This window comes from Selenomonadales bacterium (assembly GCA_017442105.1).
Classification (GTDB): Bacteria; Bacillota; Negativicutes; order RGIG982; family RGIG982; genus RGIG982.
Genome location: JAFSAX010000146.1, coordinates 1 through 11,614, shown reverse-complemented (window position 1 = coordinate 11,614; position 11,614 = coordinate 1). Strand labels below are relative to the sequence as shown.

Genomic DNA, 11,614 nt, shown 5'->3' with positions numbered 1-11,614 from the left:
TGATGAGATGTCGTCCAAGTTTTGCCGTTCTGTGTGATGGTGACATTACCGTCGAATGTGGCAAGCTTCGTTTTCCAGTTGAACGAGGCCGTGTTGGAGGTGATGGTCAGTCCATCACGTTCAAAGTGCGAGCCGCCTTTGATATAAGCAGTACGTGCAGGGCCTTTGACATAGACGCTGCCGCCCGAGAAGGTAACGCCGTCTTGCTTGAAGCTGACACCGTCATCGCCCCATACCTCCATCGTAACGGGAGAGAAGCGTGCGCTGTCTGCCGTAATGGTACGAGCACCGATCGTGATGACAACATTGCCTGTCAGAACATATTGCCCGCTGTCGGGGTCGAAATAACTATCATTGGCTGTGACGCTCGGGCGCGCCGCAGATGCGATCGAACAGATAAGCGTGAAGAGTAAGACGAGAATCAGTATGCTTTTTCTTTTCATTGATGAAACCCTCCTTTTGCACATAATATTATAACGTAATAAAGAGGATTTTACTATCTTTATGATGTAATTTAACAGTATGAAATTTTTAGGAAGAAACGGAAAGGGGAACCGATGATGGATGCTATTCGCAAGATAACGGAAGAAATGGAACGAAAGAACCTCAGCCCCTACGCGCTATACAGTGATGAGGCAAAACGTGACCGTAAGGAGGAGGACTGTCCGATCCGTACGGCCTTCCAGCGTGATCGCGACCGTATCTTGCACAGCAAATCATTCCGCCGTTTGAAACATAAGACACAAGTCTATATCTCTCCCGGCGACCATTATCGTACCCGTATGACGCACAGTATCGAAGTGGCGCAGATCGCACGAACGATCGCACGTGCCCTTCGCCTCAATGAAGATGCGACAGAAGCAATGGCACTCGGCCATGATGTCGGACATACACCATTCGGGCACTCGGGCGAATATGCACTCGATGCGCTCGTCGGCCATTACAGTCACAACGAACAGAGCCTTAGGATCGTAGAGCATCTTGAGAAGAATGGCAGAGGCCTCAATCTGACGAAAGAGGTGCGCGACGGCATTTTATGTCATACGGGAAAATGTGAGCCGCAGAGCCTTGAAGGTAAGATCGTCCGTATCAGTGACCGCATCGCGTATTTGTGTCACGACTACGATGACAGTCTTAGAGCCAACCTTATCTATCGAGATGAACTGCCTGCAGATATCCGCCGAACGATCGGAGAAGTACCTGCCGACATGATAACGGCGATGGTCATGGATACGATACGGTCGTCGAGCGGACAAAACAATATCTATCAATCGGATAAGATAAGAGGCGTTATGGATCTGTTTCGTGAGTTCATGTTCAAGCGCGTCTATCATTCCGAACCGCTTCGCCCCGACCGCGACCGTGCGACGTTCGTTTTGACGACCTTGTTCGAATATTTTCATGCGCATCCCGATGAGCTTCCCGAAGAATTCCGTGCAGGCATCGAACGGTGGGGGCATAGCAAGGTCGTTACCGATTATATCGCAGGACTGACTGATGTGTATGCGATCGAACTGTTTGAAGAACGATTTATCCCGAGAAAATGGGTCGGATACCAATCGAAATGAATTTCCTAGCAAAAAAAATTCAAATTGTCAAGAGGTAAAAAAGGATATTTTAAATGAATATGGAATATAATTAAAGAGTTTTGAAAAAAGCCTGCTTTTTCTTCGACAATATATGCTGAAATATGAAATAATTGTCTTTCTTGGATGATTGTTTCAAAAGATTTCTGTCATTTGCGACAGAAAAAGAAGGAATTTTAAACAATTAGGCGAATTTTAAAAGACGCTTACTCCTAAAACGGATAGGAAGACAAGCGAAACATGAATAAGAAGGTCACTCGAATGAAAGATGCAGGATTTGACGAATTTCTTGACCGGCTGCGCTCGGAAAGTGACATTGTGACAGTCGTTTCCGATTACGTTGCTTTGAAGAAGAAGGGACGTAACTATTGGGGATGCTGTCCGTTTCATCAAGAGAACACGCCGTCTTTTTCTGTGAATGCGGAGAAAGGCTTCTATTACTGTTTTGGTTGTCAAAGTGGCGGGAACGTGTTTTCGTTCTTGATGAAAGTAGAGAATATCGCTTTCATGGATGCAGTACGGCTCCTTGCCAAAAAAATGAATATTCCCATTCCCGAACGGCAAAAAACACCGGAGCAGATCGCAAGGGAAAAAGATATGGCGCGGCTTGGACAAGCATCCCAGTTGGCGCGTGATTTTTTCCATTCGTGTCTTGTGCGTACGTCGTACGGCAAAGAAGGACTGGCGTATTTGAAAAAACGCGGTATCACCGATGAGATGATAGAAACGTTTCAGCTTGGTTTCGCGCCGAATGCTTGGTCGAAGCTTACCGATGCTTTTATCAAGCGCGGTGTGACGGAAGAAACGCTCGTGGAAGTGGGACTTGCGGTAAAAAATGAGCAGAAGAACAGTATATACGACCGTTTTCGCAATCGTGTGATGTTCCCGATCTGTGATCTTCGAGGTCGTGTCTGCGGTTTCGGCGGGCGCGTCATGGACGACAGCCATCCGAAGTATCTGAATTCATCGGAGTCGGTGATATTCAATAAAAGGCAGATACTCTTTGGCTATGATACCGCATATCAAGCGATCAAAGAATGTGGACAAGTGATCGTGATGGAAGGGTATATGGACGTGCTTTCGGCGAGAAAGCATGGTATCTATAACACCGTTGCGTCACTGGGAACTGCATTTACCGCATCTCATGCGAAGCTCTTGAAAAAGGCTGCCAACGAGATCATATTTTCGTATGACAGCGATCGGGCGGGACAAGCGGCGACGATGCGTGCGCTGCAGATCGTGCGCGAACTCGGGATGTCGCTCAAGGTGCTGACGATTCCCGACGGCAAAGATCCCGACGAGTTTTTGACGAAGCATGGGGCAGAAGCGTTCCGCAAGCTGGTAGACGATGCCTTGACATATCTGGAATATCGCTACCAAAAGATACTGGCGGAAGTTGATTATTCCGACTTGCAGGGCAAGGTGAATGTCGTTTCACGAGTGGTGGAACTTTTGGCAAGCTCGGACAATGCGGTAGAAACGAATGTGTATATTGCGCGAACGGCAGAGGTGCTTGCGATCGACGAGACATCTGTACGAAGCGAATTATATAAGTACCTGAACAAAAAGGATAATCAAGGAAATCAAGGGCAAGATATAACGATCAGAAGTGTCACAAAAAAACCGGAAGGTGCATCACAGGCGGCAGAGCGTAATCTGATTTCAATTATATGCAGTGATAGCAGTAAGATTCCGTATATCAAGGCACGACTGACGGCGGAAGAATTTTCGCAGCGTGAAACGAGAGAGATCGTTACACGGTTGTGGCAGGCTTGGGAAACAGAAGGCGAGCTGACAAAAGAGCTTGATGCTATGATGGACGAGCCGTCTGTTCGCGAGGTGCTTTCCAATATCTTGATGACAGAACCGATATCCGAAGATATCGATCAGGTAATAGATGATTGTATCAGAGCCGTTCATTTGTCGCACTATCAGCGGCTTTATGAACAGCACCGCTTAAAAGCGGATGAATTAGAACGTATGGGGGATAGCAGGTTTTTGCAGGAATTAGCGGAAAGCCAGCGGATAAAGAATGAGATTAGTAAGTTGCGTAATCAGCAGTAAATTTTGGGAAAGCAAGGAGGGGAGTAAATGACAGCAAAAATGGATCAAGCGCTTCCGCTTATTGAGAAGCTACTGGCCAAAGGCAAAAGTCGTGGTGGCATGTTGACGTATGCCGAAGTGATGGATACTCTCCAAGGAATAGATTTGTCGGCGGAGGATGCAGATGAGATATTCGGCATGTTCCAGCGTCAAGGCGTTGAGGTAGTCGATGTCCTTGCGAATGAACCGCAGGTCGATGAAGAAGAACCGACAGAACAGGATATGGAAGAGGTGCGACCGGAAGAAGTCGATCTCGATTTGTCTGTACCGGAAGGTATCGGCATTGATGACCCTGTTCGTATGTATCTGAAAGAGATCGGTCGCGTTCATTTGCTTTCGGCAGATGAAGAGATCGAGCTTGCAAGACGTATGGAAGAAGGCGACGAAGAAGCAAAACGCCGTTTGGCAGAAGCGAACCTTCGTCTTGTCGTCAGCATTGCCAAACGATATGTCGGCCGTGGTATGCTGTTCTTGGATCTGATCCAAGAAGGTAACTTGGGTCTTATCAAAGCCGTTGAAAAATTCGATTATAACAAAGGATATAAGTTCAGTACGTATGCGACCTGGTGGATCCGTCAGGCTATCACGCGTGCGATCGCCGATCAGGCGAGAACGATCCGTATCCCTGTTCATATGGTAGAAACGATCAATAAGCTCGTGCGTATCCAGCGCCAGCTTCTTCAGGAACTCGGCAGAGAGCCGCTTCCGGAAGAGATCGCCAAAGAAATGGGTATCAGCGTAGAACGCGTACGTGAGATCATGAAGATCGCACAGGAACCGGTATCGCTCGAAACTCCGATCGGGGAAGAAGAAGACTCGCATCTCGGCGACTTCATTGAAGACCAAGACGCGCCCGCACCTGCGGAAGCCGCTTCGTTCATGCTCCTCAAAGAACAGCTCGAAGAAGTGCTCGAAACGCTCACAGACCGTGAAAAGAAAGTGCTTCGTCTGCGTTTCGGTTTGCAGGACGGTCGTGCGAGAACGCTCGAAGAAGTCGGACAGAGCTTCGGCGTTACACGTGAACGTATTCGTCAGATCGAAGCGAAAGCCTTGCGCAAATTGCGTCATCCGAGCCGCAGCAAAAAGTTAAAAGATTTCTTGGAATAAAACAGGATGCACAAAAGGCAAAGCAGCGTATGCTTTGCCTTTTTTAGCGATATGAGAGGTAGGAGAGTAATATGAAATTAAGTAAACGACTCAGAGCAGTCGCCGATTTTGTCGAGCCGGGTTCTATTCTTGCCGATATCGGTACCGATCACGGATATTTGCCGATCGCGGCAATTGAAGAAAAAAGAATACCGTCTGCCATTGCCTGTGATTTGAATCAAGGGCCGTTGAGTGCGGCAGAACGTGCCGTAAAAGAAGCGAATATGGAGGAGGTTATCTCGCTTCGTTTGGGTGATGGTCTTGCGCCTATCAAGCCGGGTGAAGTGACGAATGCGGCCATCGCAGGCATGGGAGCGACGACTATCATTCATATTTTGGAAGGTGCGCCCGAGGTGACAGATTCCTTGTCGCGTCTTATTTTGCAGCCGATGAGCGGTGCCGGTCTGATGCGCAAATGGCTCGCGGAGAACGACTGGTTTATCGTAGCCGAAACGCTTGTAGAAGAAGACGGTATCATCTACGAAGTCATCGCGGCAGAACCGGGCAGAATGCCTATCAAACCGATCATGTGTGATGTCGGCCCGCTTCTCTGGCTCGGTAAGCATCCGCTTATCAAAAAACATATTTATCGCTTGATGCAGTCGGATAAAGTGATCCTCGATAATATGAAAAAAGGCAAACATGCGGTGGAATCGGAAAAATATAAGGCGATCAAAGAACATTATGCAGAATTGGAGAAGATGTTTCGATGTCTGTAACTTGTCAAACTATCATTGATTGGATGGAACAGCTTGCATTGAAAAAGTTAGCAGAAGAATGGGATAATGTCGGTCTTTTGGTCGGTTCGCCGTCGCATAAGGTAGAGCGTGTGCTCGTTGCGCTCGATGTGACGGACGATATCATCGACTATGCCATCAAAGAAAATGTGCAGATGATCGTTGCACACCATCCTTTCTTATTCCGTCCGATGAAGCAAATTCGGACAGATTGGGCACAAGGCGCGATGATAGAAAAGCTCTTGGTAAACGGTATCGCTGTCTATGCGGCGCATACGAATCTCGATATTGCCGAAGGCGGTGTCAATGATGTTCTTGCCGAGCGTATCGGCTTGACGGATGTTGAACCGCTTACTGTCACGAGCAGACAGAACCTTGTCAAGCTCGTTGTATTCGTGCCGAAAGATTCGGCTGAAGATGTCCGCGCGGCGATCGCCAAAGCAGGTGCAGGCTATATCGGAGAATACAGCGATTGCGCGTTTATGGCAGACGGTACGGGCATATTCCTTCCGCGCGAAGGTACGAACCCGTATATCGGGCAGGAGGGCAAATTAGAGCGAGTGGAAGAAGTGCGCATCGAAACGATCATGCCCGAGGAAATAGAGCGACGCGTTGTGCGTGCGATGCTTCGTGTACATCCGTACGAAGAAGCGGCGTACGATATCTATCCGCTCAAAAATACAGGACGCGAATACGGGCTTGGACGCATCGGCAGTCTTGCCGAAGAAATGACGCTAGGTGACGTCATCGACCGTATCAAAAAAGCCCTCGGTGTGCCTGTCATCAAGTTCACAGGATCGCCTGAACGCATGATAAAAAAAGTAGCCGTCTGCGGCGGCAGCGGAAGCGATCTTATTCCGAAAGCGGCGATGCGCGGGGCAGACCTTCTTTTGACGGCTGATGTGAAGTATCACGACGGACAAAAAGCCGACGAAAACGATATCGCCGTTGCCGATGCAGGCCATTACTATACGGAAGCTATCGTTGTGCCTGTCGTAGCAGACTATTTGCGTGCGCAGATGGCATCTTCGAAACGTAAGGCAGATGTCATCACGGCAGAGATCGCTGCAAGCGACGTATTTTCTTTTCGATAAGGAGAATTTCTGATGGATAAATTATCATATTTTGAAACGGAATCGATCTATGCGCTCACGGGAGAAGACTTCTCGCGCGGACGTACGAATCTGGAAGTCGTACGCGCAATGCTCGCGGGCGGTATCCGTGTCATTCAATATCGTGAAAAAATGAAAGATGCGCGTGCTATGTACGAAGAGTGCATGGAGATTCGCCGATTGACACGCGAAGCAGGAGCGCTTTTCCTTGTCAACGACCATATCGACCTTGCTATGGCAGTCGATGCCGACGGCGTCCATATCGGACAGAGCGACCTTCCGCCTGCCGTCGTACGTAAGCTCATCGGGGATGATAAGGTGCTCGGTCTTTCTACCCATAATCCTGAAGAAGCACGCGATGCAGAATCGCTCGGCTGCATTGACTATATCGGTGTCGGCCCTATTTTTGCGACGAAAACGAAGGCGGATGCCCTTCAGCCTATCGGATACGACAATCTGATGGCTGTACGTGCGGCGGTATCGCTTCCCATCGTTGCGATCGGCGGTATCAAAGAGGATAAAGTTGCCGAAGTCCTTGCGAAAGGTGCTTCGATGACAGCCATCATCTCCGATATCGTAGCCGATGATAACATTGCCGAAAAGTGTGCAAGACTCGTTCGCAATAGTAAGAAGAATTGACAAACGGAAAAAAATCGTGCTACAATAAAATGTAATTTATGAGCATGAAAGACGACCGCGGGCGCCAATGCGTCTGAGGAAAGTCCGGGCTCCGTAGGGCAGGGTGCTGGATAACGTCCAGCGGGGGTGACCCCAGGAATAGTGCCACAGAAATGTAGACCGCCTGCTTCTGGCAGGTAAGGATGGAACGGTGCGGTAAGAGCGCACCAGCAGTCGGGTGACCGGCTGGCTAGGTAAACTCCACCCGGAGCAAGACCAAATAGGGAAGGGATGATGTTGCCCGCTGAACCTTCCGGGTTGTGTCGCTTGAACCGTCGAGTAATCGGCGGTCTAGATAAATGGTCGTCACCGCGCAAGCGGAACAGAACTCGGCTTATTGATTGCTCATAAATTCCTTTGCAAAGAAAAAGCTACCTTGTATAAGGTAGCTTTTTTGTACATATCATTATTTTTTCCAGCAGATGATCTCAGGCTCGTTTTTCTCCATCGGAGGGAGAATGCGTTCGGGATATCCGACGATGAGCGGTGCGATCGCTTCGTATTCTGCGGGAATACCAAGCTCTTCTTTGATGTGCGGTGCATTAAAGAGCGGCGTCGAAAAACCGATCCAGCACGTGGCAAGACCTTTGTCATGTGCCGCGAGCATCAAGTTCTGTGCCGCGAGCGAGCAGTCGGTGATGCTGAAGAAGCGCGACTGATTCGCATAGATGATGACGAGTGTTGGTGCATGGTGGAACACATGATAATCGGGATTTGACAGGATATGGCGATACTTCTCGACAAGCTCCGTATTGCTTTCGAGAAGAATGCGCTTCGTTTCGTCGGAATAGTGATCGAGAAGAGCCTTATCTTGGATCACCGCGAATCGCCATGGCTGCGTATTTGTTGCACTCGGTGCTTTGGTCGCATAATGAAGAAGTGATTTGATCACCTCATCGGATGGGACTTCTGCGGTGTATTTGCGGCAAGAACGCCGCGTTTCGATCGCTTCAAGCAGTTGCATATGTCATTCCTCCTAAAAATAAATTGAAGATATTACCGATATGTGATACACTTAGTATACAATAAAAAGAGAGATTTTCATATAGTTTTGCGCAAAAAAGCATACAATATGAAAAAAGGAGGTCATTATATGAGCGTCGTTCATATTCATACAGCAGAAGAATTTCAAAAACAAGTCATGGAAGCCAAACAACCTGTACTGGTCGATTTTTGGGCAACGTGGTGCGGTCCGTGCCGCATGATCGCGCCTGAGATCGAAGCGGTTGCCGCAGAATATGAAGGTAAGGCAGTCGTTGCCAAAGTAGATGTCGATGAGAACGGTGCCGTTGCAATGCAGTATGGTATCCAGAGCATTCCGACCATTATCGTTGTGAAAAACGGAGAGGTCACAGCAAGAGAAGTCGGTTATCTTCCGAAAGATGCGCTGGCAGAACTCATTGATGGTGCGATGTAAGAAAAGGGAGCCTGACAAGTACGTCTTGTTTGGCTCTTTTTGCGTATAAAAGAGCAAGAAATGATGAGAATAAGAAATGTCAAAAAAACAATGTTTTTAGCAGGAACTTCTGTGTTTATGTAGAATACATAACACATGGCGTGTTTGCGCGAAATAAAATGGAGACGGTAAATCCCTGTCGTTTCTGTGAAAAAAGGGAGGAAAACATTATTGAGTAGAGCATTTCGAATTCAATTATTAGCTTTGTTTTTCCTGCTCATATCCTCAACGGTATGTCTGGCTTCGTTCCAAGTCGGCGACCAAGGTGAGGAAGTTTCGGAAATTCAAAGTGCGTTGACCAAATTGGGTTATCCCGTGGAAGTAGACGGATATTTCGGCTCGGCTATGGAATATCAAGTGAAGAACTTCCAATCCGTATGGGGTCTTGAGCCTGACGGTATCGTTGGGAAAGATACTTATTATGCGATCATGGGCAAGAATATTATGGTCAGTCGCGGTGGTTCAAGTATGTTTATGAGAAGATTGGTACAAACTTCTTTTGCATATATAGGTGTGCCGTACGTGTTTGGCGGTACGACACCGGGTGGTTTTGATTGTTCGGGTTATGTTCAATATGTATTTGCAAAATCGGGTGTTCAGTTGCCTCGTTTATCGGGTGAACAATTCCGTATGGGGCAGGCAGTATCGTATCGCAACCTGCGTGTAGGCGACCTCGTTTTCTTTACGACATATGCGGCAGGTGCTTCTCATGTCGGCATCTATTTGGGCAATAACGAGTTTATCAACGCAACGTCGAGCGGCGGCGTTCAAGTATCGAAAATAGACAGCAAATATTGGGGATCTCGTTATGTTGGCGCAAGACGTGTTCTGTAACATTCATATCACGATGAAAATTAGAAGGCTTCGGCCTTCTTTTTTTATGTGCGTTTGAACGGATAGATATGCTGAATGAAGGCGGCATACTGCTTGGTAAATGGCAATAACAAGAGCGAGCCGACGAGATTGAAGACGGTGTGAAGTATAACGAGGCGGTCTGCTGTCGTATCGATAAGCGCAGTCACGAGCGCGAGAAGCGGTGTGGTCAGAGGTAAGAAGAGGAGAACGCCGCCGATATTCAAGATCAGATTGGCCATTGCGGTCATGCGTGCTTCGTGTGAGGCGGCAAGCGAGGCGAGGACGGAGGAAAGGCAGGAGCCGATGTTGTTGCCGTAGATGATATGGCAGATGGTGTGAAGGGGAAGTATATGATGCTCTATAAGTGAGGTCAGGAGAAGGGTGGCGCTCGATGACGATTGCAAGGCGAAGGTAAGGGCGATGCCGACGGCGACTCCGATAAACGGCAGAGTGTCGGGTACGGAGAGAAGTGCGAGCAGGTCACTGACAGCTACGAGTGATGCGCTTGCCGTGCGAAGAAGCGAGAACCCTTCTATCATTAAGACGAGGCCTGCTATTGCGCCGACGAGCGATCGTGTGTGCCGAATGATAAGACCGATGACGATGAGCAAAGCGAAGTATATGTTGAGGTCGCCTGCTGTTTTTGTCGGTAGGGCGAGAAGCAAGGGCACGGTGCTGCACGTACCGATGTTGGCTCCGAGCAGTATCGCGATGCTGTGCGGAAAGGTAAGCGTGCGGCTGCTGACGAGTGCGATCGCAAGAAGTGTGACGGGTGTACTGCCTTGCAGCAGCATCGCGCCGAACATACCTAAGAGGAAGCCGCGATATGGTGAGGTCGTCAAGGTACCAAGACGGGCTTGAAGACGATGAGAGAAGATGCGTGAGAGCATCATGCGCAGTAGTGTCAGACCAAGTGTCATAACAGTGATACCGAGCAAAAATAATAGCATAACAGGATCTCCTTTCTTGATAGTATGTTATGATAGCAAAGCATCTTTATGAAGCATCGATCTCGTACGGATAAAGATTCCATACGCTGACAGGCACAAGAACGATCTTCCTGCCATAGACTAAAGCAGATTGCGGCAAGGAGGAATGTATGTGTCGGTTCTCTTGATGGTATCGGGTCTGGCGCTCAAATGTTTTTCCGTTTTGGCGGCGTATGTCGGCAGTAATACGTTTCCTATGCCTCTGAGTGCACAGGAGGAGGCAGAGTGGCTGAAAAAATTGGCGCAAGGTTCGACTGAAGCAAAGGACGTTTTGATCGAGCGGAATCTTCGTTTGGTCGCGCACATCGTAAAAAAATTCGACAATACGGGAGAAGAAACGGATGATCTTATTTCTATCGGTACGATCGGGCTTATCAAGGCCATCAACACGTTCGATGTGACGAAGAAGATACGGTTGGCTACATATGCGGCGCGCTGCGTGGAGAATGAGATATTGATGCATCTGCGCAGTACGAAGCGAACACGATATGAAGTCAGTTTGAACGATCCGATCGGTGTTGATAAAGAGGGCAATGCTATTACGCTTCTCGATGTATTGGGGACGGACCCTGATGTGGTGGCCGATCTGGTGGAGAATCAATGCGAGCAGGAACGCATGGTGCGTGAGGTCGCAAAGCTGAAAGGAAGAGAAAAAACGGTACTTGAGCTTCGATTCGGACTGGCGGACGAGGATCGCAAGACACAGCGAGAGGTGGCGCAGCGGCTCGGTATTTCACGTTCGTATGTCAGTCGTATTGAGAAAAAGGCTTTGGAGAAAGTGGCGAAAGGACTTATGGAGGCAGCAGACGACAGAACGATGTCCGCCGAGTGAGTGCAGCCGTTTGTGTAAAAAACGCAGACGGCTGTGTTTTTTGCCGAAAATGTAAAAAAAGAAAAAAATTTGTTGATATGGCTATCTTAATCGGTGTAATATGTTACAATAATGATACAT

Annotated in this window: 12 protein-coding genes and 1 other RNA gene; 10 read left to right on the top strand and 3 right to left on the bottom strand. The window is 48.4% G+C overall.

Translation table 11 applies throughout. The features are described 5' to 3' along the window. Positions 1 to 443: organic solvent tolerance protein OstA (locus IJN28_05835; GenBank protein ID MBQ6713286.1), on the bottom strand; the 443-nt coding region annotated here is incomplete at its 3' end. Positions 444 to 557: 114 nt separating this feature from the next. On the opposite strand from IJN28_05835, the gene IJN28_05830 reads away from it, so the two are divergent. The 7 genes from IJN28_05830 (at position 558) to rnpB (ending at position 7,714) form a co-directional block, all read left to right on the top strand. Further along, a complete protein-coding gene (locus tag IJN28_05830; GenBank protein MBQ6713285.1) occupies positions 558 to 1,568 on the top strand; it encodes a deoxyguanosinetriphosphate triphosphohydrolase in 1,011 nt (336 codons plus the stop codon). 279 nt (positions 1,569 to 1,847) lie between these two features. Continuing rightward, the gene (locus IJN28_05825) at positions 1,848 to 3,650 is read left to right on the top strand and encodes a DNA primase (protein MBQ6713284.1); all 1,803 of its coding nucleotides are present in this window, start codon (positions 1,848 to 1,850) and stop codon (positions 3,648 to 3,650) included. A gap of 27 nt (positions 3,651 to 3,677) precedes the next feature. Then, positions 3,678 to 4,796 (top strand): RNA polymerase sigma factor RpoD, encoded by a 1,119-nt coding sequence (gene rpoD, locus IJN28_05820; GenBank protein ID MBQ6713283.1) that lies wholly within the window; start codon positions 3,678 to 3,680, stop codon positions 4,794 to 4,796. Positions 4,797 to 4,867: 71 nt separating this feature from the next. Then, positions 4,868 to 5,554, top strand: a complete 687-nt coding sequence (locus IJN28_05815; protein ID MBQ6713282.1) for an SAM-dependent methyltransferase — start codon at positions 4,868 to 4,870, stop codon at positions 5,552 to 5,554. After that, complete coding sequence (locus IJN28_05810; GenBank protein MBQ6713281.1) at positions 5,545 to 6,666, top strand: Nif3-like dinuclear metal center hexameric protein; 1,122 nt, start codon at positions 5,545 to 5,547, stop codon at positions 6,664 to 6,666. The genes IJN28_05815 and IJN28_05810 overlap by 10 nt, the downstream gene beginning before the upstream one ends. Before the next feature lie 12 nt (positions 6,667 to 6,678). Further along, positions 6,679 to 7,323: a thiamine phosphate synthase gene (gene thiE / locus IJN28_05805; GenBank protein ID MBQ6713280.1), complete on the top strand. Its 645-nt coding sequence runs from the start codon at positions 6,679 to 6,681 to the stop codon at positions 7,321 to 7,323. Positions 7,324 to 7,362: 39 nt separating this feature from the next. Then, positions 7,363 to 7,714: RNase P RNA component class A (gene rnpB, locus IJN28_05800), an RNA gene on the top strand. Between the two features lie 54 nt (positions 7,715 to 7,768). Here the strand turns inward: rnpB and IJN28_05795 are convergent. Beyond that, positions 7,769 to 8,326, bottom strand: a complete 558-nt coding sequence (locus tag IJN28_05795; GenBank protein ID MBQ6713279.1) for a nitroreductase family protein — start codon at positions 8,324 to 8,326, stop codon at positions 7,769 to 7,771. Between the two features lie 129 nt (positions 8,327 to 8,455). Between IJN28_05795 and trxA the strand changes: the two genes are divergently transcribed. Both trxA and IJN28_05785 read left to right on the top strand, forming a co-directional pair. Next, the gene (gene trxA, locus IJN28_05790) at positions 8,456 to 8,779 is read left to right on the top strand and encodes a thioredoxin (protein MBQ6713278.1); all 324 of its coding nucleotides are present in this window, start codon (positions 8,456 to 8,458) and stop codon (positions 8,777 to 8,779) included. Positions 8,780 to 8,989: 210 nt separating this feature from the next. Continuing rightward, on the top strand, positions 8,990 to 9,652 hold the full coding sequence (locus tag IJN28_05785) for a C40 family peptidase (protein MBQ6713277.1): 663 nt from the start codon (positions 8,990 to 8,992) through the stop codon (positions 9,650 to 9,652). Positions 9,653 to 9,696: 44 nt separating this feature from the next. Here the strand turns inward: IJN28_05785 and IJN28_05780 are convergent, their stop codons facing one another. Next, positions 9,697 to 10,623 carry a Na/Pi cotransporter family protein gene (locus IJN28_05780; GenBank protein ID MBQ6713276.1) on the bottom strand — a complete coding sequence of 309 codons (927 nt, stop codon included), beginning with the start codon at positions 10,621 to 10,623 and terminating at the stop codon, positions 9,697 to 9,699. 166 nt (positions 10,624 to 10,789) lie between these two features. Here IJN28_05780 and sigK point away from each other — a divergent pair, with 166 nt between their 5' ends. Then, entirely contained in the window at positions 10,790 to 11,494 is a 705-nt protein-coding gene (sigK, locus tag IJN28_05775; GenBank protein ID MBQ6713275.1) for an RNA polymerase sporulation sigma factor SigK, read from the top strand. The last annotated feature ends 120 nt before the right edge of the window (positions 11,495 to 11,614 follow it).